Source organism: Nocardia sp. NPDC004860, assembly GCF_040609015.1.
Lineage (GTDB): Bacteria > Actinomycetota > Actinomycetes > Mycobacteriales > Mycobacteriaceae > Nocardia.
Window position 1 is genome coordinate 514,020 of record NZ_JBEXJI010000002.1, and the last position, 24,967, is coordinate 538,986.

General features: G+C 68.4%; 25 protein-coding genes. 13 read left to right on the forward strand and 12 right to left on the reverse strand.

All coding sequences use genetic code 11. The features are described 5' to 3' along the window. Positions 1-22: 22 nt before the first annotated feature. The gene (locus tag ABZV44_RS06340; protein WP_354832651.1) at positions 23-589 is read right to left on the reverse strand and encodes a TetR/AcrR family transcriptional regulator; all 567 of its coding nucleotides are present in this window, start codon (positions 587-589) and stop codon (positions 23-25) included. A 252-nt stretch (positions 590-841) separates the two neighbouring features. On the opposite strand from ABZV44_RS06340, the gene ABZV44_RS06345 reads away from it, so the two are divergent. Together ABZV44_RS06345 and ABZV44_RS06350 are read left to right on the forward strand one after the other, a co-directional pair. Next, the gene (locus ABZV44_RS06345) at positions 842-1,882 is read left to right on the forward strand and encodes an FAD-dependent monooxygenase (RefSeq protein WP_354832652.1); all 1,041 of its coding nucleotides are present in this window, start codon (positions 842-844) and stop codon (positions 1,880-1,882) included. Between the two features lie 501 nt (positions 1,883-2,383). Beyond that, the gene (locus tag ABZV44_RS06350; RefSeq protein ID WP_354832654.1) at positions 2,384-2,599 is read left to right on the forward strand and encodes a hypothetical protein; all 216 of its coding nucleotides are present in this window, start codon (positions 2,384-2,386) and stop codon (positions 2,597-2,599) included. A gap of 208 nt (positions 2,600-2,807) precedes the next feature. Here the strand turns inward: ABZV44_RS06350 and ABZV44_RS06355 are convergent, their stop codons facing one another. Further along, positions 2,808-3,188 (reverse strand): hypothetical protein, encoded by a 381-nt coding sequence (locus tag ABZV44_RS06355; RefSeq protein WP_354832656.1) that lies wholly within the window; start codon positions 3,186-3,188, stop codon positions 2,808-2,810. Between the two features lie 37 nt (positions 3,189-3,225). On the opposite strand from ABZV44_RS06355, the gene ABZV44_RS06360 reads away from it, so the two are divergent. After that, positions 3,226-3,672: a nuclear transport factor 2 family protein gene (locus ABZV44_RS06360; RefSeq protein ID WP_354832658.1), complete on the forward strand. Its 447-nt coding sequence runs from the start codon at positions 3,226-3,228 to the stop codon at positions 3,670-3,672. Between the two features lie 12 nt (positions 3,673-3,684). Here ABZV44_RS06360 and ABZV44_RS06365 read toward each other — a convergent pair whose 3' ends face one another. After that, positions 3,685-4,566: an LLM class F420-dependent oxidoreductase gene (locus ABZV44_RS06365; protein ID WP_354832660.1), complete on the reverse strand. Its 882-nt coding sequence runs from the start codon at positions 4,564-4,566 to the stop codon at positions 3,685-3,687. Between the two features lie 181 nt (positions 4,567-4,747). On the opposite strand from ABZV44_RS06365, the gene ABZV44_RS06370 reads away from it, so the two are divergent. The 3 genes from ABZV44_RS06370 to ABZV44_RS06380 all read left to right on the forward strand — a co-directional run bounded on the left by ABZV44_RS06370 (position 4,748) and on the right by ABZV44_RS06380 (position 8,164). Next, a complete protein-coding gene (locus ABZV44_RS06370; protein WP_354832662.1) occupies positions 4,748-5,968 on the forward strand; it encodes a transcriptional regulator in 1,221 nt (406 codons plus the stop codon). A 193-nt stretch (positions 5,969-6,161) separates the two neighbouring features. Beyond that, positions 6,162-7,679 (forward strand): aldehyde dehydrogenase family protein, encoded by a 1,518-nt coding sequence (locus tag ABZV44_RS06375; protein ID WP_354832664.1) that lies wholly within the window; start codon positions 6,162-6,164, stop codon positions 7,677-7,679. Between the two features lie 77 nt (positions 7,680-7,756). Beyond that, positions 7,757-8,164: a DUF779 domain-containing protein gene (locus ABZV44_RS06380; protein ID WP_354832666.1), complete on the forward strand. Its 408-nt coding sequence runs from the start codon at positions 7,757-7,759 to the stop codon at positions 8,162-8,164. Positions 8,165-8,250: 86 nt separating this feature from the next. Here ABZV44_RS06380 and ABZV44_RS06385 read toward each other — a convergent pair whose 3' ends face one another. From ABZV44_RS06385 to ABZV44_RS06400, 4 genes are all read right to left on the reverse strand, one after another. Then, positions 8,251-9,066: a methyltransferase domain-containing protein gene (locus tag ABZV44_RS06385; protein WP_354832668.1), complete on the reverse strand. Its 816-nt coding sequence runs from the start codon at positions 9,064-9,066 to the stop codon at positions 8,251-8,253. Positions 9,067-9,126: 60 nt separating this feature from the next. Beyond that, positions 9,127-10,680, reverse strand: coding sequence for a succinic semialdehyde dehydrogenase (locus tag ABZV44_RS06390; RefSeq protein ID WP_354832670.1), 1,554 nt, complete (start codon positions 10,678-10,680; stop codon positions 9,127-9,129). A 312-nt stretch (positions 10,681-10,992) separates the two neighbouring features. Beyond that, positions 10,993-11,475, reverse strand: coding sequence for a hypothetical protein (locus ABZV44_RS06395; RefSeq protein ID WP_354832672.1), 483 nt, complete (start codon positions 11,473-11,475; stop codon positions 10,993-10,995). Further along, the gene (locus tag ABZV44_RS06400; RefSeq protein WP_354832674.1) at positions 11,472-12,974 is read right to left on the reverse strand and encodes an alkaline phosphatase; all 1,503 of its coding nucleotides are present in this window, start codon (positions 12,972-12,974) and stop codon (positions 11,472-11,474) included. The genes ABZV44_RS06395 and ABZV44_RS06400 overlap by 4 nt, the downstream gene beginning before the upstream one ends. A 259-nt stretch (positions 12,975-13,233) precedes the next feature. Between ABZV44_RS06400 and ABZV44_RS06405 the strand changes: the two genes are divergently transcribed. From ABZV44_RS06405 to ABZV44_RS06430, 6 genes are all read left to right on the forward strand, one after another. Further along, positions 13,234-15,570 (forward strand): nitrate- and nitrite sensing domain-containing protein, encoded by a 2,337-nt coding sequence (locus ABZV44_RS06405; protein ID WP_354832676.1) that lies wholly within the window; start codon positions 13,234-13,236, stop codon positions 15,568-15,570. After that, entirely contained in the window at positions 15,548-15,946 is a 399-nt protein-coding gene (locus ABZV44_RS06410) for a roadblock/LC7 domain-containing protein (protein ID WP_354832678.1), read from the forward strand. The genes ABZV44_RS06405 and ABZV44_RS06410 overlap by 23 nt, the downstream gene beginning before the upstream one ends. A gap of 166 nt (positions 15,947-16,112) precedes the next feature. Continuing rightward, positions 16,113-18,731: a nitrate- and nitrite sensing domain-containing protein gene (locus ABZV44_RS06415; RefSeq protein ID WP_354832680.1), complete on the forward strand. Its 2,619-nt coding sequence runs from the start codon at positions 16,113-16,115 to the stop codon at positions 18,729-18,731. Beyond that, complete coding sequence (locus ABZV44_RS06420; RefSeq protein ID WP_040857697.1) at positions 18,709-19,134, forward strand: roadblock/LC7 domain-containing protein; 426 nt, start codon at positions 18,709-18,711, stop codon at positions 19,132-19,134. The genes ABZV44_RS06415 and ABZV44_RS06420 overlap by 23 nt, the downstream gene beginning before the upstream one ends. Beyond that, the gene (locus ABZV44_RS06425; RefSeq protein ID WP_354832682.1) at positions 19,131-19,508 is read left to right on the forward strand and encodes a DUF742 domain-containing protein; all 378 of its coding nucleotides are present in this window, start codon (positions 19,131-19,133) and stop codon (positions 19,506-19,508) included. The genes ABZV44_RS06420 and ABZV44_RS06425 overlap by 4 nt, the downstream gene beginning before the upstream one ends. Next, positions 19,489-20,079: an ATP/GTP-binding protein gene (locus tag ABZV44_RS06430; protein ID WP_354832684.1), complete on the forward strand. Its 591-nt coding sequence runs from the start codon at positions 19,489-19,491 to the stop codon at positions 20,077-20,079. The genes ABZV44_RS06425 and ABZV44_RS06430 overlap by 20 nt, the downstream gene beginning before the upstream one ends. Positions 20,080-20,155: 76 nt before the next feature. Here the strand turns inward: ABZV44_RS06430 and mtnC are convergent, their stop codons facing one another. The 5 genes from mtnC to ABZV44_RS06455 form a co-directional block, all read right to left on the reverse strand. Beyond that, the gene (gene mtnC / locus ABZV44_RS06435; RefSeq protein WP_354832686.1) at positions 20,156-20,839 is read right to left on the reverse strand and encodes an acireductone synthase; all 684 of its coding nucleotides are present in this window, start codon (positions 20,837-20,839) and stop codon (positions 20,156-20,158) included. Beyond that, a complete protein-coding gene (locus ABZV44_RS06440) occupies positions 20,836-21,414 on the reverse strand; it encodes a cupin (protein ID WP_354832688.1) in 579 nt (192 codons plus the stop codon). Before ABZV44_RS06440 ends, mtnC begins: the two co-directional genes overlap by 4 nt. Before the next feature lie 33 nt (positions 21,415-21,447). Then, the gene (gene mtnA, locus ABZV44_RS06445; RefSeq protein ID WP_354832690.1) at positions 21,448-23,109 is read right to left on the reverse strand and encodes an S-methyl-5-thioribose-1-phosphate isomerase; all 1,662 of its coding nucleotides are present in this window, start codon (positions 23,107-23,109) and stop codon (positions 21,448-21,450) included. Between the two features lie 273 nt (positions 23,110-23,382). After that, complete coding sequence (locus ABZV44_RS06450) at positions 23,383-23,517, reverse strand: hypothetical protein (protein ID WP_354832692.1); 135 nt, start codon at positions 23,515-23,517, stop codon at positions 23,383-23,385. A 262-nt stretch (positions 23,518-23,779) separates the two neighbouring features. Beyond that, positions 23,780-23,980, reverse strand: a complete 201-nt coding sequence (locus ABZV44_RS06455) for a hypothetical protein (protein WP_354832694.1) — start codon at positions 23,978-23,980, stop codon at positions 23,780-23,782. A gap of 557 nt (positions 23,981-24,537) precedes the next feature. Here ABZV44_RS06455 and ABZV44_RS06460 point away from each other — a divergent pair. Continuing rightward, positions 24,538-24,816 (forward strand): hypothetical protein, encoded by a 279-nt coding sequence (locus tag ABZV44_RS06460; RefSeq protein WP_354832696.1) that lies wholly within the window; start codon positions 24,538-24,540, stop codon positions 24,814-24,816. Positions 24,817-24,967 lie beyond the last annotated feature (151 nt).

Consider the following 24,967-nt stretch of genomic DNA (forward strand, 5'->3'; position numbering starts at 1 on the left):
CGGCGACGGAGCGCGGGGTCGCCTACTCGTCGGAAGCCGCGGGCAGCCCGGCGATCCGACGCAGCCCCTCGGCGAGTTCCGCTCCGGTGGGGGCGGTTTCGGGGTCGATGAGCGTCTGCGCCGCGAGCCCCACCAGCAGCGCCTGATAGAACGCGCCGACAGTCCGGCCGGTGTCGCCCGCGCCGGTGTCGCCGAAGAGCCGGGCCAGCCCCGACCGCGACTCGTCGGTCTGCTCGGCCAGCTGGGCCCGGGTCTCGGGATGGGAGAGCGCGTCGAAGGTCGCTCCCCACAGCCCGCGGTGCGCGGTGATGGACTCGCGGACCGCGTCCCAGCGAGAGGCGAAGTGCCGCAGCGGATCCGGGCCCGGGTCGGCCGCGTCGCCCAGCGTGTTCGCGAGTTCGTCGCCCCACTCCCGGGTGGCTTCGACGAGGGCGGCGGTGAGCAGTGCCTCCTTGGTCCCGAAGTGGTAGCCGATGGCGGCCATGCTCACCCCCGACGCGGCGGCGATATCGCGCACGGTGGTGCGGGCATAGCCCTTGTCGAACAGGCACTGCCGCGCGCCGGCGAGCAGATCCTCACGATTTCCCATGCCGGCCAGACTAGCGCATGCGCATGAGACGAATGTCTTGCACATTTGCCCAAATCGGTTCTATGGTCGAGACATGCAGCAGACGAGCACCAAGAACGTCCTCATCTCCGGCGCCAGCATCGCGGGGCCCGCCCTCGCGTTCTGGCTGCGGCGCTACGGATTCACACCCACGATCGTCGAGAAGTCCCCACCCCGCGGCCGGGCGGGCAGGCCATCGACGTCCTCGGCACCGCCACCGAGGTGGTCCGGCGGATGGGCCTGCTCGAGCAGGTCCACGCCCGCAGCACCGGCAAGCGCGGCACCTCCTATGTCGACGCCGCCGGGAAGGCCCGCGCCGGCATCTCCGCCGAGATCTTCAATGGCGTCGGGGCCAACGGCGACACCGAGATTCAGCGCGGCGATCTGGCCGAGGTGCTGTACGAGGCGACCCGGGACAGCGTGGAATACCTGTTCGGCGACTCCATCGCGGCGCTGCGCGAGGACGAGGACGGCGTCCACGTGACCTTCGAGCATGCCGCCCCGCGCACCTTCGGCCTGGTCATCGGCGCGGACGGCGTCCATTCCCACACGCGCGCGCTGGCTTTCGGCCCGGAGTCCGGCTTCCTGCACCACATGGGGTACTACATCGCGATCTATACGACCCCGAACCTGTTGGGCCTCGACCACTGGGAACTGGACTACAACACTCCCGGCAAGATCGCGGGCAGCTACAGCGCCCGCCACAACACCGAGGCCAAAGCCATCTTCGCGTGGGCCTCCGAGCCTCTGGACTACGACTACCGCGACACCGCGGCCCAGCGCCGCATCCTCGCTGAAACCTTCGCGGGCCAGGGCTGGGAGGTGCCACGCCTGCTCGCCGAACTGCCGGACGCCGCGGACTTCTACTTCGACGCCATGGCGCAGATCCGCATGGATACCTGGTCGACCGGCCGCATCGCCCTGGTCGGCGACGCCGGCTATTGCGCGTCCCCGCTCTCGGGACAGGGCGCCAACCTCTCCCTCGTCGGCGCGTATGTGCTGGCCGGGGAATTGGCCGCCGCCGCAGGCGATCACCGCGTGGCCTTCGCCGCCTACGAGCGCGAGATGCGACCCATGGTCGACGCCTGCCAGCGCTTCGCCGCGGGCGTCGGCGGCTGGTACGCCCCGAACTCCAAGGCCATGATCGCCTTCCGCAACCTGAACGTCCGCCTGCTCCCCTACCTGCCCTGGCGCGGCCTCATCGGCGGCGCGCCGCAAAAGGTGGCCCGGACCATCGCGGCCAAGGACTACCGGATCGGCGAAAAAGCGGTCTGACCTGATGAGGGACCAGTCTGAGCGAGATCTATTGCATCCCAGTATCTTTCGGAAAAGATGGAACCCATTCTGCGATGTAGACGGATCGGGTCGTTGATCATTTGGGTACCCGATTCCAGGATTGCTCCAAATTTCGTCGGCTTCAGCTCCTCCAGGAATCGAAAGTCCTCGGGATCAGTGGAAGTCGATGTCTTACCGATGGCGGGACAAGCTTGCCGAAGTGGCTGGGTTCGAGATCGGACGCTCGGCCAACGACGAACCCGGATAGACCGGTAGTGCCTGATTCCCGCAGAACTGCCAAATCCTGCCCGCTCAACGCCACCGCGCCATGAGCCGTCGTCTCCCGCGAGAAATGCCCCGTTCCGAACCGGATAATCCGACAGGAATGGGGCAATTAGGATTCTGAATTATGTTGCGGTAGTGCATGTCTGGTCTGGGTTTGGATCCGCGACCGGTAAGATCGGTCGCCTGTGCGCCACTAGAATCCGACAGAAGGACATCATGCGGACAATCGCGCCCGTGTTCCTCATCCTCGCGGCCACCACCCTCACCATCTGTGCGGCACCCTACGCAGTAGCGGACACCCAGTGCCACGCAGGGTTCTGCGACGCCCCCACCATCGACCTGCTGCCGCCCAGCATCGCACCGCACCCCCGGGTCGACGCGGACATCGTGCCGGACTACGGCTTCCGGGACAGTGGCTCAGGAATTCGGTAGACGCAAAACAACGCCCCAGTCCCACGAACGTGGGGCTGGGGCGTTCATCGACTTACACGCTGTTGATCCGGTCGGCGAGCCGCTGGCAGTAGCCGTCGCGGACGTAGACCACGGTGTGCTGGAACGGGTACCCGGCCGTGTCGGTGGTGGCCGCGGCGTACGGGTCCCACGTGCGGACCAGATGCAGCGGGTCGCCGAAGGAGGCGGGTTACCAGCGATGCCAGCGGATCCGGTCGGCGAGATCGGATGGCCAGCCGCCGATCTCTGCGAGCCCGAACGCCGACACCACATCAGCCAGACCACGCAGCGGGGAGCCGGGCGGGCCGGAGGTGATCACGTCGGCGGGGTTCGCGCACTCGAAATGCGGCTGCGTCGGCGTCACCGCCATCTGCCCGTTGATCCCGAACCCGGACGGGCCGGGGTCGATCGAATCCCCTTCGCGGCGCAGCGGGTTCGCGACGCACGCGGTGAAGGCGATCTCACACTCGGAGTACTGACCAGCGGCCGCTGGCCTCGACTGATCCCATTCGCCTGCAATATCTTTCGGAAACGGCAAGATCAACGGCCGCCTCGCCGTACGCTGGCCCACCGTCCCTGAACAGTTATCGGCACCACTCGGAGGCACCATGCTGTCCCTGCAGGAGATTTCGGACCGCCTGGAAATAGAGGACCTCATGGTCCGCTATTCCCACGCCGTGGACACCCACCAATGGGAGCTGCTGGACGAAATCTTCACCCCCGACGCGCACATCGACTACACCGCCATGGGCGGCCCGGCCGGTGACGTGGAATCCACCAAGAAGTTCCTCGCCACCGTCATGCCGAATTTCTCCGCCTTCCAGCACATGATCAGTAACTCCTCCATCCGCGTGGAGGGCGATAACGCCACCGCCCGCACCATGTGCCACAACCCCATGCTGGTCACCGCCGCCGACGGCACGCGGCAGCTCATGCTGTGCGGGCTCTGGTATCACGACACCTTCGTGCGCGTGGACGGCGAATGGCGCATCAAGCAGCGGGTGGAGGAGAAGAGCTACATGTTCATCGCCCCCGACGCGGTCCCGGGCACCTGAGTCCCGCGGGGGTCACTCCCCCTTCAGCAGCTCGATGAGCGGCGCGAACCGGTCCATGTTGTGCTCGAGCACGGTGATGTAGTTGAACCCGAAGCGTTCCCGGCGTTCGCGCAGGGTCTCGGCCATCTGCGCGGCGGTGCCGACCAGCAGCACGGGCAGGTCCTCGAGCGCGCCGGTGTTGCCGAAGGGCAGGTGCTCGGTGAGGTAGGCGACCGCGGCCTCGCGGTCGGCCGGTGCGGCGATGCCCTGCACGAGCAGGTTGAATTCGACGGCGCCGGCGCGGTTTCCGAGCAGCCCGCGCACGTAGTCCGCCTTCTTCGCGGTCGAGCCGGCGTCCGCGAGCGTGAGCAGCCCGCTGTCGGCCGAGCTCGCGCCGGTGAAGGCGACGACGTCGGCGTACTCGGCGGCCAGCCGCAGCGCCCGCTCACCCCAGCCGGCCACGAGCAGCGGCGGCCCGGAAGGCTGCGCCGGACGCGGCTGAAACTCCGGGTCGGCGTAGAGGCGGCGCAGCGTCGTGACCGTCTCCTCGAGGTGCGCGACGCGGCGGCCCGCCGACGGGAACGGCATTCCGGCCGCCTCGAATTCGGCACGCACGTACCCGGCCCCCAACCCCAGCTCGAACCGCCCTCCGGTGAGCTGATCCAGCCCGGCCACGTCCCGGGCCAGCAGAACCGGGTTGTAGAAGGGCGTATTGAGCACGAAGGTGTTCAGCCGCGGCCGTTCGGTGACATCCGCGGCCAGCATGAGCGCCGGGAACGGCGCGGGCAGTCCGAGATGGTCGGGCACTCCGATGACGTCGTAGCCGAGTCCCTCGGCGCGACGGCACTTCTCGATCCATTCGGGGCGGGATGCGGGGGTCAGCAGGTTCACGCCGAAGCGGAAAGGGAGGACCATGACTTCTTGTCTACCAGTGGAATCCGGAACCGTTCGAAGGCGCGGAACCGGGGCGGCGAAGGCTGCGAAGCCGCCCGGAACGAATTAGCGCACGGACTGCGGCGAATGCGGCCCGCGCGATGCGACCGCGCGCCATCATGGGATATCGCTCGGTCCGGTCGCACCGCGAGGAGTTTGCGCCATGACACAGCTGCCAGTCCGTTCGCACCAGCGTGCGGAGTTGGAGAAGGCATGGGTGCGGTGGACCACGGCCTCCTCGGGTCGCCCGCCCGGCACCGAGGTGGTGCTGCGCAACGAGGTGGCGGAGTCGTGGGCGCGGTCGCTGCGCACGGTGGATCCGACGCGCGCGGTGGCGCCCGGAACCGATCGGGACGAATTGGGTTCGCGCTGGGCCGAATCGCCGTTGCGCACGCCCATCACCGAGATGGCCGGTGAGCTGCGGGCGCTGTCGGAGGATTCGGGCATGGTGGCGGTGGTCACCGACGACACGGGGACCGTGCTCTTCAGCTGTGGCGACCGCTCGGTCCGGCGGCGGGCGGAATCGGTCAATCTCGCGCCCGGCGGCTGCTGGGACGAGCCGTACATGGGCACCAGCGGTGTCGCGCTGTCGCTGCACAGCGGCCGCCCCACCTCGGTCTGGGCCGCCGAGCATCTGGTGGAGGCGCTGCACGGCTGGGTCTGTTACTGTGCGCCCATCCGCGCCGCCGACGGTCGTCAGCTCGGCGTGCTGGATTTGTCGACGTATTGGGATCGCTCACATCCGCTCATCCTCACAACGGTCCGAGCCCTGGTGACAGCCATCGAAGCCCGAGTACATGCCGAACAGTCCCGCCCCGCCGGTGATACCCGGCTGGAGTCGCTGGGGGTGCCGCGCCTCTACAAGCAGGGCAAGCAGATGGCGATGCGGCCCCGGCAGCTGGAGATCCTGACCCTGCTCGCCCTGGAGCCCGAGGGCTTCACGCCGGAACGCTTGCACGAGGCCGTCTATGGCGACCGGTCGGTGTCCTCCAGCACCCTCAAGGCCGACGTCTCCCGCCTGCGCGCCGCCACCGACGGCCGCATCGCCGACCGCCGCTACATGCTCACCGAACCCCTCGCCTGTGACGCGGTCGAGCTGCTCGCCGCCCTCGAAGCGGGCGACCTGACCACCGCCGTCAGCCTGTATCGCGGTCCGCTGCTGCCTGATTCGGACGTTCCGGGCATCGTGCAGTGGCGCGAACACCTCGACGTCTGCCTGCGCACCGCCGTGCTCGCCGACCGCAACCCCGAGCACGCCCTGCGTTTCGGCCAGCGCTGCCCGGACGACATCGAGATCCACGAGCACGCGCTGCACCTGCTCCCGCACGGCGACAGCCGCCGCGCCCTGGCGACCGCACGCCTGCACACCGCCTTGCGCGCGTAATCGATACCGCAGTGCGTGCGCAGGTGCACGCCGTGCCACGAATATGCCGGTCTTGTCCGGAATGTCCATTACCGCAGTCGAATTCGACGGCAGTGACTCAGCAACGTTTCGCCAACCCGGCGCCAACCTCCCGCCAACCTTCGCGGTTCATAGTGGCCCCCGTCACCGCAGATACGGGATCAGGAGCCGCGCCATGATCTACGCAAAACCCGGCACCGACGGGAGCATCGTCAGCTTCAACCGCCGCTATGACAACTTCATCGGCGGCGAGTGGAAAGCGCCGATCGAGGGCAGATACTTCGACAACCCCTCTCCGATCGACGGTGAAACCTTCTGCCAGGTGGCACGTTCGAGTGCCGCGGACATCGATATGGCCCTGGAGGCGGCGCACCGGGCGGCCGACGCGTGGGGTGCCACGTCGGTGACGGATCGTGCCAACATCCTCAACAGGATCGCCGACCGGATCGAGGCGAACCTGGAGCGGCTCGCTGTCGCCGAAACCTGGGAGAACGGCAAGCCCGTCCGCGAAACCCTCGCCGCCGACCTGCCTTTGACGGTCGACCACTTCCGCTACTTCGCCGGCGCGGTGCGCGCGCAGGAGGGCCATCTCTCCCAGATCGACGCCGATACCGTCGCCTATCACTTCCAGGAACCGCTGGGTGTGGTCGGGCAGATCATTCCGTGGAACTTCCCGATCCTGATGGCCGCCTGGAAGCTGGCCCCCGCCCTCGCGGCCGGCAACTGCGTGGTCATCAAGCCCGCCGAGCAGACCCCGGCCTCGCTGCTGCTGGTCATCGAGCTCATCGCCGACCTGTTGCCGCCCGGAGTCGTCAACGTGGTCAACGGTTTCGGCGTCGAGGCGGGTAAGCCGCTGGCCTCCAGCCCGCGCGTGGCCAAGGTCGCCTTCACCGGCGAGACCACCACGGGCCGGCTCATCATGCAGTACGCCAGCGAGAACATCATCCCGGTCACCCTGGAACTCGGCGGCAAGAGCCCCAATATCTTCTTTCCCGATGTCATGGCCGCCGACGACGCCTTCCTGGACAAGGCCGTCGAGGGCTTCGTGATGTTCGCACTCAACCAGGGCGAGGTCTGTACCTGCCCGTCGCGGGCGCTGATCCACTCGTCGATCTACGACGAGTTCATGGCCCGCTGCCTCGAGCGCACCAAGGCCATCAAGGGCGGCAACCCGCTCGACGACACGACCATGATCGGCGCGCAGGCCAGTAACGACCAGTACGAAAAGATCCTCTCCTACATCGATATCGGCCGCAAAGAGGGCGCGACGGTCCTCACCGGCGGCGAGATGCGCAAGGTGGAGGGTTTCCCCAATGGGTACTACATCGAACCGACGATCTTCGAGGGCCGCAATGACATGCGGATCTTCCAGGAGGAAATCTTCGGTCCGGTGGTAGCGGTGGCCCGCTTCGACAACGAGGTCGAAGCGGTAACCATCGCCAATGACACGCTCTACGGCCTCGGCGCGGGCCTGTGGACCCGCGACGGCAGCACCGCCTACCGGGTGGGCCGCGCCGTCAAGGCCGGTCGGGTGTGGACCAACTGCTACCACGCCTATCCCGCGCACGCGGCGTTCGGCGGCTACAAGAAGTCCGGCATCGGCCGGGAAAACCACCGTATGATGCTCGACCACTATCAGCAGACGAAGAACCTGCTCGTGTCCTACTCCCCGAACAAGCTCGGATTCTTCTGAACCGCAAGCAATTCGGTTCATTGCGAACTTGTCGGTAATTCGGAGTCGGACGGGCCGGACGGTCTGCGAGGAGCGTGATGAAAGCAGGTTCCGTATCCCGGGTGACCATCACCGAGGCCGCCGCACACGTGCTGCAGGACCTCATCGATCACCATGGTCCGGTGATGTTCCACCAGTCGGGCGGCTGCTGCGACGGCAGCTCCCCGATGTGTTACCCCCTGGGCGAGTTCCGGGTGGGCGCGGCCGATGTGCTGCTCGGCCGCGTCTTCCCGGATACGGCGTTCTGGATCAGCGCCGACCAGTACGAGTACTGGCGCCACACCCATCTGACCGTCGACGTGGTCCCCGGCCGCGGCGGTGGCTTCTCCCTCGAGGCCCCCGAGGGAGTCCGATTCGTCATCCGGTCACGCCTGTTCACCGATGCCGAGACAGCGGCGTTGGAAGCGGCTCCCGCTCCGCTGCGCGGCAACGAGCTGGCCGGATGAAGGAAGGTGGCGCGGCCGGTTTCTCCGGGTCGGCCGCGCCATCGTAAACCTCGGGAGCCTCCGGACAGCTCCGAACCCGGAAGTCCTTATCGCGGAACGCGACCGGTGCCCAGCCACGCGGTCGTCGACAGCGGGGTGCCCGGCACGTAGTGCTCGCGCAGATAGTCGATCATGACCTTTTCCTGGGCTGCCCAGGTGGCCTTGTCGGTGCGCCGGCGGGTCGCCTGCAGTGGTGCGCTGCCCCGGGTCAGCCGGTCCCACATCTGCTCGGCGCTGTCGTAGCTGAACGATTCCGCGTGCGGCCGCAGCACCACCTCGGTGAAACCGGCCGCGAGCAGCTCCTTCTCGAACAGGTTCGGATTCTCGAGGCTCTCCGGATTCGGCTGGGGCGCGGGGAATCCCGGAATCCCGGCCTGGAACGCCTCGAACAGCAATGTCATCAGCGGCGAGTCCGTGATCGGGGCCCAGCTCGACACCACCGCGATGCCGCCCGGCCGCAGCACCCGGTGCAGCTCGGCGAATCCGCTGGCCCGGTCGGGGAAGAACATGAGCCCGAACATCGAGAACGCGGCGTCGAAAGTGTTACTGGCGTAGCGCAAATCCTGACCGTCGCCGACGCCGGTGAGCACATTGCCGATCCCGGCCTGCATGATGGCGCGCCGTAGCCGACGGATCATGGCCTCGGAGAAGTCGACCGCGACCACCTCCGCGACCCGCGGCGCGGCAAGCAGCGCCAGCACGCCGGGCCCGGTGGCCACATCGATGACCCGGGACCGGCCGCTCAGTTCGGCCGATTCCAATGCGCGAATCGCGAACGGCCGCATCATGTCCGATACGACGTCGTCGTAACTCTCAGCGACCTGGTCCCACGCGCCCGGCGCGGCAAGCGGATTCTCCGGCATTCGACCACCCTTCCGACGGGTACAGTGTACGCAGGCCGGACGGGTGGTCCAGCCGGAGGATCAGCGACCCGGCAGGAATCGGATGCCGCGGGCGATGGACATGAGGAACGGCTGCCACCTGTTCTGCGGGATGAAGGGCGGTGCGTCCAGGTTCAGGAACCGCGTGACCACGATGGACTGGGGTTCGGTGAACTTCAGCAGGCCGTCGGGGCCGTGGCGGCGGCCGACGCCGGAGATGCCCATGCCGCCCATCGGCGCGCCGGTGGTGCCCCAGGCCGGGGCGTAACCCTCGTCGACGTTCACCGTGCCCGCGTGCAATTGCTCCGCGATCTGCTCGCCCTCGGCCTTGCTGCCCGCCCACACGCTGGCATTCAGGCCGTACTCGGTGTCATTGGCGCGGGTGATGGCCTCCTGCACCGAGTCGACCGGGTAGATCGACACCAGCGGGCCGAAGGTCTCGTTGCGGCCGCACTCCATCGCGTCGGTGACGTCGGACAGGACGGTCGGCTCGAAGAACAGCGGGCCCAGGTCCGGGCGGGCATTGCCGCCCGCGAGCACCTTCGCCCCCTTGGACACCGCGTCGGCCACATGCTTGGTGACCGTCTCCAGCTGGGCCTCGGAGATGAGGCTGCCGATATCCTGCGAGAAGTCGTACGTGGCACCGAGTTTCGCCGCCCGCACAGCCGCGACGAACTTCGCGGTGAACTGGTCGGCGACCTCACGCTCGACATAGAGCCGCTCGATGGAGATGCACAGCTGGCCCGCATTGGAGAAGCAGGCGCGGACCGCGGCCTTGGCGGCCTTGTTCAGATCGGCGCCGCGGGTGACGATCATCGGGTTCTTGCCGCCCAGCTCGGCCGAGAAGCCGATGAGTCGGCGCCCGCACTGCTCGGCCAGGGTGCGGCCGGTGGCGGAGGAACCGGTGAACATCAGGTAGTCGCAGTCCTCGACGATGGCCGTGCCGACCACCGTGCCGGGCCCGGGCACCACCGCGAACAGATCGCGCGGCAGCCCGGCGCGCGCGAACAGCTCGGCGTTGACCAGCGAGGAGTACGGGGTCTGGCTGTCGGGCTTGACCACCACGGCATTGCCGGCCAGCAGCGCCGGAATCGAGTCGCCCACCGAGAGCAGCATCGGGTAGTTCCAGGGCGCGATCACCCCGACCACGCCCTTGGGCACCGCGCGTACCGAGGCCCGGTTCAGCACCGGGAACGCGCCGGCCGCACCGTGCGGGGCGAGCAGCTGCGGAGCCACCCGGGAGAAGTAACGGGCCGCGAACATCAGCCCGATGACCTCCTCCTGAGCCGCCCACCGCGCCTTGCCGGTCTCGGCCTGGATGATGTCCATCAGGTAGTCGCGGTTCTCGACCACGAGCGCCCGGTACCGATCCAGCACCTCGGCGCGCTGCTTGGGCGCGCGCGCGGCCCATTCGGCCTGCGCGATACGCGCTTTGGCGATCGCGGCCGTGACATCGGCGGCGGTCCCGACCGGCACCGAGCCCAGGGTCTCGCCGGTGAACACCTCGGTGATCGCTCGGGTCGCATGGTCCTGGGTGGTATCCACGGCCGCGAACGAGCGCAACCGTTCGAACACCGCGGCAGCCGGCACCGGCATCATTGCCTCCTACTTGCGAGTAACTTGCGGATACACACAATCTACTCCGCCACGCCCGCGCCCGGCCGGGACTGCGAGATTCTCGGATCGGGTTCCGGCCGGATGGTCAACTGGGCCGAAATGTCGTGATTACTCCGTTTTTGGCTGCTACCTGCGAAATCTGTAACCGATCATGAACGCGGAACGAAGAAACAGCCAGCAGTACCCGGGCAGGGATCCATCGCCGGTGAGGCAGCACCGGCTACCGGGCCCGATCCCGCGCACGCACGAGGGGTGCGTGCGCGGGATCATGAAAAGCGCTGCGGGAACAGGCTATTCGTTGACCAGTACCGGAATCGACAGCACCGCTGCGGAAATCGGCGCATCGGCCGGGGACGCGGTGATCGCGAACGGGATGCCATCCGGGTTCGGTGCGTGCGCGCCACCGCCGGGTTCCGCGTCGGCGTGCTGGAAGGTCCCCGCACCCACCACGTGACCGGTCGCGTCGTAGAAGGCCGCGTGCACCTCCAGCGCCAGCACATCACTGATATCGGAGGTGATGGCGAGAGTGCCGCGCACCGAAGCACCTTCGAGCCGAATCCCATTCAGCTGGACCCGATCGGTGAAGGGACCCGGGCTCAGCCGCACCTCACCGGGCGAGACCGTCACCGCCGAGACGGGCGCTGAAGCGGGCTTCGGTGCCGCCATCGGGGTGGGTGCGGGTGCCGGGTCGGCGGCGTGCAGAGCGGTCGAACAAGCCGCGCTCGTGGCCGCCATCAGCAGACCCATCATCAGGAGACCCGGTCGCCGTCTCACGGCAGGAGCGCCTGGTGCATCTTGGTGTACAGCGAGGTGTTGTCCTGATTCGCCGCGAACACCTGCGCGCCGGGGCCGTAGGCGTAGATCTGCACGTCCGCGCCGGTGTGGTTGCCGGACAGGTAGGTCAGCCACAGACTCGCCTCGGGAGAGCCGTCCTTCACCTCGGCCGGGTCGTCCGGCGTGCGGAAGGTGGCGGGGGCGAAATTGCGCGGATCCTGGTGTCCCGCACCGTTGACCAACCCGGTCGAGCGTGCCGGGTCCTTCACGTTGTCCTTGCCGTCGCGCGCCGGGACGCTGTTGTTGGCCGGGTTGCCGGTGTCGACATTCGTCGGCGGCGCAACCGCTTCGGCATTGGTGAAGGTGTTCTTCTCGATGATGTTGAACCCGGCGCACTCGTGGTCGGCGGTCACGATCACCATGGTGTGCCCGTCCCGCTTCGCGAAGTCCAGGGCCGCGGCCACCGCGTCGTCGAACGCCTTGACCTCGTCGAGGGTCTGGGCGGCGTCGTTGGCGTGTGAGCGCTTGTCGATGAGCGCGCCCTCCACCTGCAGCAGGAAGCCCTTGCCGTCCTTGCGCTTCGCGAGCAGGTCGATGGCCTTGGTGGTCATCTCGGCCAGCGTCGGCTCCTGCTTCTGCGGGGCCGAATCCGGCAGTGCGGCCCGCGCATTGGTGGCGGTCATGTTCCCACGGTTGAACAGGCCGATCACCTTCTGCCCGGTCACCGTCTTCAGGTCGGCGGCGGTGGCCACCCGCTGACTCTCGGGCGTCTGCACCTTCAGGGCCGGGTCGCCCATGCTGCCCAGTACCTCATACCCGTTGTCCTGCATGGCCTTCTGGTCGTCGGGCTCGAAGCGTGCCAGGCCGCCGCCGAGGATGACATCCGCGGTGTTGTTGCGAGCGATCTGCTCGGCAATGGGGGTGACCAGCGTCTTGTCCGCGGGCTGAGCCTCGTAACTGCCATCGGATTTCTTCGGCAGACAGGATGATTCGCTGAATGCGGGTCCCTGGCAGCCACGCAGCAGGCTGTGGCCGACCATGGCCGCCGGTGTGGCGTCGGTGATCTCGGCGGTGCTGACATTGCCGGTCGCGAATCCGGCGGCCTTGGCCTGCTCCATGAGGGTCGGCACCGACTTGCCGTAGGCGTCCACGCCGATGGCGGCGTTGTAGGTCTTCACGCCCGAGGACCAGGCGGTCGCCGCGGACGCCGAGTCGGTCACCAGGGACGGCTTGGCGCTGCCGGGTTCCACCGCATAGGTCGCGACCGCGCCGACGTAGGGCAGCTGTTCGAGGTTCAGCCGGCCGTTCGCGCCCGCGAAACGTTCCCGGGCGGCGGTGACGTGGGTGCGTCCCATGCCGTCGCCGAGCAGATAGATGATGTTGTGGACTTCGTTGTCGGCCTTGCTGTCCGATCCGCATCCGGCGATGAGTGTCGCCGCCGACACCGTGGCCGTGGCGACCGCGATGGCGACCGGCCATACGCGTTTCCTGTGCTGCACTTCGTCTCCTCCGTCCGCGCGCCCGGATCACCGGGCGCGGCCCGCTGTCCCGGGTGCGGACGAAGCTAGTGCTGAAAGTTTGCCCACTCTGGTCTCACGGGAAGCTCACAGCTGGCTCGAAGGTAAACGAATTCTAAAGAAATCCCCGGGAGATTGAGGACCTAACTGCTTATGGGACTCGTCTCGCCAGTGTCAAATCCCGTCCCGCACAAAAGGACTCGACCCGCCGAGCGCATCACCGCGCAGTTACGTTGCAGCGATGCGCTTTCCGACGCTCGGGGTCCGCACCCGGATCCTGGCCATCGCGCTGGTACCGAGCGTGGCGTTGGCAGCCATCGGCCTCGGCGTCGCCGGCACCCTGATCGACCGCTCACACCAGGCCCGCACCTGGGCCGACGAGATGCAGGCGGGCATCGCGCCCACCCGCGAGCTGATCGAGGCCGTGCAGGCCGAACGGCAGCTGACCCTGTGGCGGGTGGCCGGAATGGATTCCGATGTGCGCCAGCTGACGAAGGCACGCCAGCGGCTCGACAGTGCCGTGCGACTGATCGCCCCGGCCCAGTCGGCGCTGTCGCGGATCGGGCCCGCGTCCATGGGCCAGGCCACCGACGCGCTCGGCGAAATGAGCAAGCAGCTGGCCGGAATTCGCGCCGGCGTCGATGCGGGCACCCTCGGGCTGGCCGACGCCTATGCCTTCTACAACCACATTCCCGAGGCCGTCATGGCGGGCGTGCAGGTCGCGCAGAAGACCGCGCCCGATGCCGCCACCGCTGTCGAGCTCACCCTGGCCGCGGACGTACTGCACTGTCTGGAGGCCATGAGCCGCGCGAACGCGCTGGGCGCGGCCCTCGTGGACGGCAACAACCTCTCCCCCGAGCTGGGCGCCGAATACCTCAGCCTGGTCGGCTATTACCGCACCCGGGTCGACGGCATCGTCAGCGCACCCGACGAGAAGCAGGCGGCCGCGGCCCGGGCGCTGGTCTCGACCGCCGCCTGGCAGCAGCTGGGCGTGGTGGAGCCGGTCCTGGCCCAGCACACCCTGGTGCCGTCGGACGGCTCGGCCAAACGCTCGGCGCTGCAACCGCTCCCGATCTCGGTCGCGGAATGGCAGCACAGCGCCGGGGAGGTCACGCACGGCCTGGCGAACCTCTGGCAGGCGGAGAACGCCGAGGCCCAGCAGCTGGCCGGGGCCGCCGCGGACGACACCACCAGGAAATCGCTGGCGGCCGGGGCGGGCATGGTCGTGGTCGGGGTGGGCGCGATCCTGGTCGCGCTGGCGCTGGCCAATCGGATCATCCGCCGGCTCCGGCGTCTGCGCGACCGCACCTTCGCCCTGGCCGACGAGCAGCTCCCCGAGACGATGAGTCGGCTGGCCGCCGGTGAGCACCTCGATATCGACACCGAAACCCCCGTCCTCGACTTCGGCCACGATGAAATCGGCCAGGTCGCCGAGGCTTTCGGCCACGCCCACGGGACGGCCGTCGCCGCCGCGGTCACCGAGGCGCGTACCCGTGAGGGCGTGAAGTCGGTCTTCCTCAATATCGCGCACCGCAGCCAGGTGGTGGTGCACCGGCAGCTGGAGATCCTCGACGAGGCCGAATCCCAGCAGGAGGATCCGGAGCTGCTGGACATCTACTTCCGGCTCGACCACCTGGCCACCCGGGAACGCCGCAATGCCGAGAACCTGATCATTCTCGCGGGCGGACGTCCCGGCCGCCAGTGGCGCAATCCGGTCCCGCTGCTGGAACTGGTGCGGTCCGCGGTCGGCGAGACCGCCGACTACACCCGGGTCCAGACCGGCCGCCTGCCTGCGGCTTTCATTGCCGGCCGGTCCGTCGCCGACCTCATCCACCTGCTGGCCGAGCTGATCGACAACGCCGCCTCCTTCTCCCCGCCGCAGTCCCGCGTCGAGATCTCCGGCGCCTCGGTGGGCCGCGGGGTCGCGGTCGAGATCAGCGATCAGGGCATGGGCATTCCCGAGTCCGACCTGGCCCGGCTCAACGAGCTGCTGGCCGGGCCACCGGATTTCGCCGTCACCAGCCTGTCCTCGGATTCCCGCCTGGGCCTGTTCGTGGTGTCGCGGCTGGCCGCGAGGCACGGCATCTCGGTGCGCCTGTCCGATTCCGATTACGGCGGCACGCGCGCCATCGTCCTCATCCCATCCGGGTTGATCGAGGGCGAGCTCGGCGCGGCGGAACCGCGGACGGCGGCCATGCCCCCGCAGCGCCGCGCCGAACTCGAGCAGGCGGCGACCGCGTCGCCGGAGTTCCGAGCGGCGGCAGCATCATTCGATGCGTGGCATCCGGGCCCGCCCGAACCGGACTTCCCCGCACCGGATACGCAGGTCACCGCCGATTTCCGGCCCGAGCTGCCGCGGCGCCGCCGCCAGGAGCATCTCGCGCCGGAGCTGGCCGAGCACCCGGCCCCCGAGCACTCCCCCGCCCCGGCCCCGGCGCCGGGCGAACGCAGCGCCGAGCAGGCGCGAGAGCTGTTCTCGGCCATCGAGAACGGCACCCGACAGGGGCGGCAGACCGATCCCGGCGCGCCGCCCGCCACCCGACAGGAAGGCGATGGTGAACACCTCCCCCGCTGGTGATCTCGACTGGCTCCTCGACGATCTCGTCGACAAACTCGCGGGCGTGCGGCATGCGGTGGTGCATTCCACCGACGGCTTGCTGCTCGGCCGGTCTGCCCGGATGAGCCGGGAGGACGCGGAGCACTTCTGTGCCATGTCCTCGACCCTGTTCGGGCTGTCCCGCAGTGCCGGGCACCGATTCGACGCGGGCGGGGTGCGGCAGGCCGTGATCGAACTCGACCGCGCCGTCCTGTTCGTCACCGCGGCGGGTGCCAATGCCTGCCTGGCACTGCAGGCCGCGGCCGACGCGAACCTCGGCATGGTCGCCTACGAGATGAACCTGACCGTGCAGCGGGTCGGATCCTTCCTCTCCGCCGCACCGCGCCAGCGTGCCTGAGAGTCGCGAATTGTGCTGTCCTGCCCCAGCTTCCGATTGCCAACCGGTAGCTGACCGGTGGCATTATGTGCGATGCACACGCATACATGAACGAGAAAGTCAATCTCAGTCCCGCTCAACGGGATCGATGGGGCATATGTGACTTACGCCCCGTTACCTTTGCCCGATGTTCAGAGCGAGGCTCGGGGTCCGGACCCGCGTGCTCGCCATCGCACTCGTCCCGAGCCTGGCGCTGCTCGTGATCGGCGTGGGTGGCGCGGGGTACCTGGTGGTCGAGGGCAAGCACGCGCGGGATTGGGCGGACGCGTTGTCCGCCGCGGGACCGCCGACCGGAGAAGTGATCGCCGCGGTGGAGCAGGAGCGCCAGCTCTCCCTCGCCCAGATGGGTGGCGGCGACGACGCGAGTCCGAAGTCGTTGGCGCAGGCGCGCACCCGTCTCGACACCGCGTTGCAGGGCATGGCCCCGGTCAGCGCCGAAATGGAGAAGCTCGGCCCGAAATCGGTCACCGGGGACGTCGGCGGGCTGCTCACCCTGACCCGCCAGCTGGCAGGTCTGCGCACCCAGATCGACACCAATGCGGTGTCGGTCTCCGATGTCTACTACTTCTACGGCAAGCTGCTCGAGTTCGTCTGGATCGGCACCCGCGTCGTCGCCGACACCGCGCCCAGTTCCGAAGTGGCCCTGGAGGTCGCCAACGGCCTGCAGGTCGTGCAGGCCGCCGAGATGCTCTCCCGCGAGGCCGCGGTCGGCGAGGTCCTGCTCGCCGGCGGCACCCTGCCGCCCGAGCTGGCCATCGAATTCTCCCGCGTGGCAGGCACCTACCGGGTGAACCTCGGCGTGCTGGCCGGCGGCGACGGCACCAACGGTGACGTCGACATGCAGGCCCTGATGAACGATCCGGACTGGACGAAGATCGTCATGATGGAGAACGTGCTGCTCTCGCGGGCACTCGATCCCATGACCGTGCCGCCCGCGAAACCCGGTGCCGCTCCGCAGGTCGCACCGCTGACCTTCACCGCGCAGGAGTGGCGCGACACCGTTGCCCGGCTCAACACCCAGATCCTGCACCTGTGGGAGAAGATGAGCCGCCACAACGAGAAGATGGCCGCCGAGGTGGCCGACAGCAATGCCCGCAACTCCGCGCTCGCCGGCGGCGGCATGCTGGCGGTGTCCGGGCTCGCCTTCCTGGTGTCGCTGGTGCTCGCGAACCGGATCATCCGCCGCCTCAAGGGCCTGCGCAACGAGACGCTGGTGCTGGCCGACGAGCGGCTGCCCGAGATCATGACCAAGCTGCGCACGGGCCAGCCGGTCGATATCGCCGCCGAGGCCGCGGTGCTGGACTTCGGCCACGACGAGATCGGCCAGGTGGCAAAGGCGTTCACCCACGCCCACTCCGCCGCCGTGACCGCCGCCGTCACCGAGGCCCGCACCCGTGAGGGCGTCAAGGCGATGTTCCTCAATATCGCCCACCGCAGCCAGGTCATCGTGCACCGCCAGCTGGAGATCCTCGACGCCGCGGAGTCGTCGCAGGAGGATCCGGCGCTGCTCGACATCTACTTCCGCCTCGACCATCTGGCCACCCGCGAACGCCGCAACGCCGAGAACCTCATCATTCTCGCGGGCGGTCAGCCCGGCCGGCAGTGGCGTAATCCCGTGCAGCTGCTCGAGATCGTGCGCTCGGCCGTCGGCGAGACGCTCGACTACACCCGCGTCAAGATCGCGCGGCTGCCCGACGTGTCCGTCGCGGGCAGCGCGGTCGCCGACCTCGTGCACCTGCTCGCCGAACTCGTCGACAATGCCGCCCACTTCTCGCCGCCGCAGTCGCAGGTCGAGGTGCGCGGCAACGTGGTCGGCAAGGGCGTCGCCATCGAGGTGATCGACCAGGGCATGGGCATGCCCGAGGAGGAGCTGGCGCGGATCAACGAGATCCTGCGCGACGCACCCGATTTCGGTGTCGCCATGCTGCCCGACGACTTCCGCCTCGGCCGCTTCGTGGTCGCCCAGCTGGCGGCCCGCAACGGGATCTCGGTGCGGCTCACCGAATCCGACTACGGCGGCGTCCGGGCCATCGTGCTGGTGCCCAACAGCGTGGTCGTGCAGCCGTCCGGCCGCACCGGCGAGATCCCTGTCGTGCCGCGGCAGCTGGATGCCGTCGAGCCGTCCGCGGCGTCCCGCGCGGTAGCAGCGCTGCCGCAGCTCCCCGCGGCGCCGGCGGTTCCCCCGTCGACGATCTCGAGCTACGAGCTGCCCATCGTCGGCTACGAGGCCTACGCACCCCCGGCCGCACCGGAACCGCCCGCCGCGCCCAGTGCGCCGGTGGCTCCGGCCGCGCCCCAGCGGGAGCCGTTCGGGCCGTCCACCGGCTCGCTGGTGCCGCCGGTCATGTCCTTCGGGGCCGCAACGCCGTTCGACCCGCCGACCAACCCGCGGCCGAACCCGAATCCGCCGGCCGAACCCGTCCCGCCGGTGGAAAACGGTTTCCGGTCTCGCGAATTCGGGCGCTCCCATTACACTGGCTCCGACGCCCGGCCCGCGCTCCCGCGTAGGCGCCGGCAGGCAAGTCTCGCACCGGAATTGGCGCAGGAGCAGTCGGCCCCCGAGTCGGCGGTCCAGGCCACCCGCACGGCCGAGCAGGCCCGAGACCTTTTCTCCGCCATCGAAAACGGAACCAGGCAGGGCCGGCAGGCCGACCCCGGTTCGTTCGGGCCTGAGTCCCAGGCCTTCTTCGAAGGCACACAGTCGGAACGACAGGAAGGCGACGGTGACCACCTCAAACGCTGGTGATCTCAACTGGCTACTCGATGATCTGGTCGACCGGCTCGCAGGCGTCCGTCACGCGGTGGTGCACTCCACCGACGGGCTGCTGCTGGGCCGCTCCTCCGCCATGAGCCGCGAGGACGCGGAGCACTTCGGTGCCATGTCCTCCACCCTCTACGGCCTGGCGCGCAGCGCCGGAGGCAGATTCGACGGCGGCGGCGTCCGCCAGGCGGTCATCGAACTCGAGCGCGCGGTGCTGTTCGTGACCGCCGCCGGCAGCCATGCCTGCCTCGCGCTGCAGGCCACCGAACAGGCCAACCTCGGCATGGTCGCCTACGAGATGAACCTGACCGTGCAGCGCGTAGGCAACTACCTGTCCACCACCCCGCGCCACAATCTGGCCGGACAAGGCAACCCCCGACTGTCATGAGGCCGGGGCCGGGGGAACAGTGGTTCGATGACGCGGCCGGTCCGCTCGTGCGTCCCTACGCACGGACCGGTGGCCGAACCATGGGTGCGGGGCACGATCTGGACATGCTCACGGTGGTGGTGGTGCCCAATGCCGCCCCTCCGCTGCGTCGTGTCGAACCGGAGTACGCGGAAATCGTCCGGTTGTGCCGGCTGCCGCTGTCGGTGGCCGAGGTGTCGGCCGCCCTGCGGCTGCCGCTGGCGGTGACCAAAATCCTGGTGGGGGACCTGATTTCAGACAACATCCTCAACTTCCGGGCCCCGGCCTCCCCCGAGGCCGCGCCCGGTGACCTCAACATTCTGCGAGCGGTACTCGATGGCATTCGAAAACTCTGATACCGCCCAGCCCATGGCCGCCTCGGTGAAGATCCTCATCGCGGGCGGCTTCGGCGTGGGCAAGACAACAATGGTGGGGGCGATCAGTGAGATCACTCCGCTCCGCACCGAGGAACTCATTACCGAATTGTCCGCCGGCGTCGACGATCTGCGCGGCGTCGAGGGCAAGACCACCACCACGGTGGCGCTGGACTTCGGTCGTATCACCATCGACCAGAACCTGGTGCTCTACCTGTTCGGCACGCCCGGCCAGGACCGCTTCTGGTTCCTGTGGGACGAACTGGCCCGCGGGGCGCTGGGCGCGGTCGTGCTGGCCGACACCCGCCGCCTGGAGGGCTCGTTCGCGGCGATCGACTTCTTCGAACGCCGCGGCGTCGCTTTCACGGTGGCCGTCAACTGTTTCGAGGGCGCGCCCCTGTACACCCCGGCCGAGGTTCGCGACGCGCTCGACCTGGACGAGCGAATCCCGGTGCTGCTGTGCGACGCCCGCGACCGCGGCTCGTGCAAGAACGTGCTGATGACGCTGGTCGAGTACCTCATCGACCGGGCTGCCACTGCCGGCGTGCGCTGACAGCCGTCCCGAACGCGAGGCGAGCCCGCCCGGAGAAATCCGGACGGGCTCGCCTCGTCTTCGCTTGTGCGGCAGGTCAGTTGGGCACGACGTCGGCGAAGTCGCCGATCCAGCGGTGCGAGCCGCGCGGACTGTTCGGCTCGCCCGGGCGGGTGACGCCGATGGCCTGCCAGCCGGCCGCCACGGCGGCGTCGACCTCGTCGGGGTGGTCGGACAGGAACAGGATCTGGTCGGCGGGGACGCCGATGGCGCTCGCGATCTTCTCGTAGGAGGAGGCTTCGCGCTTCGGGCCCGCGGTGGACAGGTCGAAGTGGCCGCTGATCAGCGGGGACAGATCGCCGCCCCGGGCGAACGCGAACCAATCCTTCTGATTGCGCACCGAACCCGAGGAGTAGATGTAGAGCTCCAGACCGGTGTCGCGCCAGGCGCGCAGCACCGGCGGCACGTCGGGGAAGAACTCGCCGTGCAGGGACCCGTTGCGGAAGCCCTCGGCGCAGATGATGCCCTGGGCAGCCTTGAGCGGCTCGGACTTCACGTCGGTATCGAGCCACCCGATGAGGATCCGGGCCACCTCGGCGGCGTCGGCGCCGGGGCGGTTCGCCTGGGCGCGGGTGGCCTCGAGGATGGGATCCGCTGCGCCGCCGGTGTTCTCGGCCAGCCAGGCCGGGAGCCGGTCGCGGGTGTAGCCGTAGAGGTCCTCCCGCACCGAACTGGTCGGGCTGGTGGTTCCCTCGATATCGAGCACGACCGCCTTGATCATGCCGGGGCCAGCAGTTCGTCGAGGGTCGGGAAGCCGGACGAGATCTTGTCGCCGGTGAAATCGCCGATCCAGCCGTCCTCTTCCTCGAAGAAGCGCACCGCCACGAACTCCGGCCGGGTGCCCATGTCGAACCAGTGCAGGGTGCCCGCCGGCACCGAGACCAGGTCGCCGGCGGTGCACACGGTGGCCAGCACCTCGTCGCCCAGGTGCAGATAGAAGCAGCCCGCGCCGGCCGCGAAGAAGCGGACCTCGTCCTCGGCGTGGCGATGCTCGTCCAGGAACTTGGTGCGCGCGGCGACCGCCTTGGCGGGCCACTCCGGATCGCTGTCGTCGGGGTGGATGCGCGCCACGTCGATGAACTTGTAGCGGCCGTCGGCATTCAATTCGTCGATGCGGCCCTGGTATTCGGCCAGCAGCTGCTCGGTGGTGGTGGCGGCGCTGAAACCCTCCAGCAGCGGCCAGCGCTCGAAGGTGATGCCGCGCTTGGCCAGCTCGGCGGCGATCACCGCGTCATCGTCGGTGCGCAGCACCACATCACCGGCGTCCTTGTCGGACATGATCTGCAACAGGGTCATAGGAGGTTCCTTTCTCGGAACGCTGTATCCAGTTCATACATGGTCGCCCACCGGGATCTCGCGGTGTCCGGTCAAGGTGGTCAGCTGGCACATGGCCTCGAGGCACTCCGCGCGATCGCGCGCCTGCGCCAGGCTCGAACCCCAGGCGGTGATGCCGTGCCCGGCGATGAACAGCACCGGCGGGGCCTCCGGATGCTCGGTCAGGTACTTCTCGATATCCGCGCCGATCTGCGGGACATCGGCATGGTTCGGGAACACGGGGATGTCGATGACATCCGGGCGGGCCGAACCGAGGCCCTTGATGAGCTCGTAGCCCGCGAAACGCGCTGTGGTGACGCCTGATCCGGCTGTGGTGATCGAGACGGCCGTGGCGTGCGGCGGGTGCACGTGGACCACCGCGTCGGCGCCGCGGGTGCGGTAGACGGCGGTGTGGATGGTGGTCTCCGCCGAGGGCTTGCGGCCGGAAGCGTCGACGGGCTTGGAGTCGACCACGGCGACGGTCACCATGTCGGAGGCGGTGAGCTCGCCCTTCGACAACCCGCTGGCGGTGACGAGGGCCGTATCGCCCTGGCGCACCGAGATATTGCCGGCCGTGCCCGGCATCCAGCCGCTGGCGTACAGGCCGCGCGCGATCTCCGCGATCTCCGCGCCCGCCGCAGACTTCGGGGTGGTGGCCGCCGAGGCGGCAGTCCGCGCGGCCGCCGGGTCCTCGAGCACCCCGAACTCGGTGACCACCGCGGTCACCAACTCGGCCGGGGTGACGTCGAAGGCCGGGTTGAACGTCTTGGTGCCCTCGGGAGCCGTTGCGACGCCGCCGAATCCGGTCACCTCGGCTGCGGCGCGCTGCTCCACCACGATGTCGGAGCCCTTCGCGGTGGAGATGTCCCGCGTCGATTCGGGCGCGACCACGATGAACGGAATGCCGTGGTGCTGCGCCGCGATGGCCAGCATGTAGGTGCCGATCTTGTTGGCGACCGCCCCGTCGGCGGTGATCCGGTCCGCGCCCACGACCACGGCGTCCACCTGCTCGGTGGCCAAGGCCCACGCGGCGGCGGAATCGATGGTGAGCCGGTGCGGGATCCCGGCTTCGGCCATCTCCCACGCGGTCAGGCGCGCGCCCTGCAGCAGCGGGCGGGTCTCGTCCACGATCACCTCGGCGAGCGCGCCCCGCTGATGCAGCACCCGCAGCGCGCCGATGGCGGTCCCCCACGCGGTGGTGGCCAGGCGGCCGGTGTTGCAGTGGGTGAGCAGCCGCAGCGGGCGGTCCGCGCACAGCCGCTGGATCAGATCGGCGGCCGCGGTGGCGGCGGCCAGATTCACCCGCCCATCCTCGGCCAGCATGTCGAGGGCTTCGTCGAGCATGGCCTGCAGTCCCTCGGGAAGCTTGGCCAGCGTGCGCTGCACGCCCCAGGCCAGATTCACCGCGGTCGGCCGGGCGTCCGCGATCCGCGCGGCCTCGGCCTCGACCCGCCCGGCATCGACCACGCCGTCGGTGCCGGCGGCACGGGCCGCGATCACCACACCGAACGCGCCGCACACGCCGATTGCGGGCGCGCCACGCACGGCCAGAGTCTTGATCGCATCGATGACCTCGTCGACCGTCGTGATCCGAAGCTCCCGCACCTCGTGCGGCAGCGCCCGCTGGTCGATGGTGACGAGCGCACCGTCGGCCCACACGATCGAACTCTGATCCATCTAGTTCTGTCCTCTTGACTGGGGGATTGCGGCGACGCCCACGGCCGTGGGCACACTCCACCGTATCGAACTCGGATCCGCGCCTGACCGGCAGGTTTCGGATCAGCGCAATCCGAATGGCCGGTTTTCGTGCGGGATGCCCCGCGAACGGGTAGTGCGTCTCACGGCGACGTCAGCACGCGACCGCGCGCCATACCGCTCTACCGTCGCGGTATCCCAGAACAACGCCATCATCCCGGTTCATCAGGGGTCGGTTGCCGTAGGCCCGTGCTGTCAGTTGCTGGGCTCGACGAACAGGCTGCCAGTGAAAGTCGCGTCGCCGGTGAACTGAATGCGGTACCCATTCGGTTCGGCGGTAGGCAGCTGCAACGTGAACGGCAGCTGGTAGGTGCCATCGGGAACGATCATGCAGTCGGTCCTACCGAGCGTTTGCGCGGCTACCGAACACGGGCGAACGAAGAATCGGCCGGGGCGGCCGCATGCCGCCGTGGGCCTCTCGATTCGGCACGGGATGTCAGTAGCGGTTGTCGAACTCAGGCGAGTGCTCAATGCTCGACAGTCAGACAGATGCGCCCGTTTTTGTTGATCGCTTCGATGAGTTCGGCTGCGTCGCTGCTGATCTCGACATCGCTCGCAGATGACCCAGGCGGTGCCCATTGCAGGGCCGCGGTCAAATGGTGGTTCCCACGACCACGCAGTTGCCGCTGTCGTCCCTCTCTTCCAGCACGCGCAGCGGCGAGACCGCGTCGTGGTCGTCGCCGGGATGCTTGTCGTGCTTCCACCACCCGCCGGTCGGGCATTCCACCCAGTGGATGCGGTTGGTGCAGGCGAGGCATCGAGAGAAGATGGGATGGCTGTCGGCGTCGCGCATTCGGGTGTCTCCTTTCGAATTACCGCCCGGATGTCGGACGGGAACGGTTCCGACAGTTAGTTCGGTACAGAGTGGGGGTCGGTATTGGCGGGCTCGATGATCGCGTCGCCCGAGCCTTGCGCCTGCGCCTCGATCGAGTCGATCGAGTTCTCCAGGTTGGTCACTCCGTAGGTGTCGCCGCCGCGCAGCTTGATGTATAGGTCTTACACCTTGTCGCCGACCTCGGCCAGCGGCTTCCACGCCGAAAACCGTTGCAACGGCATGCTGATGAGCAGGTCGACCGCCGCAGTCAAGATGGCAACACCACGGATAAGCGTCCGAGGCGCTGCTTCAATGCAAGTGAAGGAACCCCGGACTTCCGCACCGGAAGTGACTCGACTGTAACCGCTCGGACTGCGGGGGGCCAAACCATTTGGGGCCGTGTCGATTCCCGGTCTTACCGTGAAAATGCCATTCGGATGGGATCCTTATCCGATCGAACTCCGACTACCCGGACGTATCAGGCCGTGTTGATCAGAGAGGCCCGCAGTGCCCGCTGCCAGCATTATCTTCCTGGCATGACACCACTCGAGCCGCCCATGATCGCCACGCCGCAGCAGATAGGGATGATCCTCGACGTCGCCGCCGTCGGCATCCACGACCCCGCCGGCGCTGACACCCTCTACCTTCGGGCAACCAACGGCGCGCGGTACCAGCTACCCGAGCAGCTGCGACACTGGGCGACCACCGTCATCGGCGGGAACCTGCGCGCTGTTGCGGCCGGGCACCCGTCGGCGTTCCCCTGCCGGATCGAGTTCGGAATCCTCGACGGCCACATGTACGCCGAAATGCTGTAGCCGGGGGTGTAGCAGCGGAGAAGTGGCTCTCATGGTCGGCCGCCGTACATTCGATGGCGGGGCGTACCGGCGGCGACCATCTAATTGGAGAGACACATCAACGGATGTCCATATCCGCACGGTCGACCTATCGGCTTGGAAGCGCATACGC

Bases quoted from the DNA above. Each gene is read 5' to 3' on its own strand.
- ABZV44_RS06450 (WP_354832692.1), bottom strand. From the start codon at position 23,517: ATGATCGTTCCCGATGGCACCTACCAGCTGCCGTTCACGTTGCAGCTG.
- ABZV44_RS06405 (WP_354832676.1), top strand. From the start codon at position 13,234: ATGCGCTTTCCGACGCTCGGGGTCCGCACCCGGATCCTGGCCATCGCG.
- ABZV44_RS06415 (WP_354832680.1), top strand. From the start codon at position 16,113: ATGTTCAGAGCGAGGCTCGGGGTCCGGACCCGCGTGCTCGCCATCGCA.
- ABZV44_RS06365 (WP_354832660.1), bottom strand. From the start codon at position 4,566: ATGGTCCTCCCTTTCCGCTTCGGCGTGAACCTGCTGACCCCCGCATCC.
- mtnA (WP_354832690.1), bottom strand. From the start codon at position 23,109: ATGGATCAGAGTTCGATCGTGTGGGCCGACGGTGCGCTCGTCACCATC.
- ABZV44_RS06370 (WP_354832662.1), top strand. From the start codon at position 4,748: ATGACACAGCTGCCAGTCCGTTCGCACCAGCGTGCGGAGTTGGAGAAG.
- ABZV44_RS06460 (WP_354832696.1), top strand. From the start codon at position 24,538: ATGACACCACTCGAGCCGCCCATGATCGCCACGCCGCAGCAGATAGGG.
- ABZV44_RS06430 (WP_354832684.1), top strand. From the start codon at position 19,489: ATGGCATTCGAAAACTCTGATACCGCCCAGCCCATGGCCGCCTCGGTG.
- ABZV44_RS06385 (WP_354832668.1), bottom strand. From the start codon at position 9,066: ATGCCGGAGAATCCGCTTGCCGCGCCGGGCGCGTGGGACCAGGTCGCT.
- ABZV44_RS06425 (WP_354832682.1), top strand. From the start codon at position 19,131: ATGAGGCCGGGGCCGGGGGAACAGTGGTTCGATGACGCGGCCGGTCCG.
- mtnC (WP_354832686.1), bottom strand. From the start codon at position 20,839: ATGATCAAGGCGGTCGTGCTCGATATCGAGGGAACCACCAGCCCGACC.
- ABZV44_RS06380 (WP_354832666.1), top strand. From the start codon at position 7,757: ATGAAAGCAGGTTCCGTATCCCGGGTGACCATCACCGAGGCCGCCGCA.
- ABZV44_RS06360 (WP_354832658.1), top strand. From the start codon at position 3,226: ATGCTGTCCCTGCAGGAGATTTCGGACCGCCTGGAAATAGAGGACCTC.
- ABZV44_RS06345 (WP_354832652.1), top strand. From the start codon at position 842: ATGGGCCTGCTCGAGCAGGTCCACGCCCGCAGCACCGGCAAGCGCGGC.
- ABZV44_RS06340 (WP_354832651.1), bottom strand. From the start codon at position 589: ATGGGAAATCGTGAGGATCTGCTCGCCGGCGCGCGGCAGTGCCTGTTC.
- ABZV44_RS06375 (WP_354832664.1), top strand. From the start codon at position 6,162: ATGATCTACGCAAAACCCGGCACCGACGGGAGCATCGTCAGCTTCAAC.
- ABZV44_RS06440 (WP_354832688.1), bottom strand. From the start codon at position 21,414: ATGACCCTGTTGCAGATCATGTCCGACAAGGACGCCGGTGATGTGGTG.
- ABZV44_RS06455 (WP_354832694.1), bottom strand. From the start codon at position 23,980: ATGCGCGACGCCGACAGCCATCCCATCTTCTCTCGATGCCTCGCCTGC.
- ABZV44_RS06390 (WP_354832670.1), bottom strand. From the start codon at position 10,680: ATGCCGGTGCCGGCTGCCGCGGTGTTCGAACGGTTGCGCTCGTTCGCG.
- ABZV44_RS06350 (WP_354832654.1), top strand. From the start codon at position 2,384: ATGCGGACAATCGCGCCCGTGTTCCTCATCCTCGCGGCCACCACCCTC.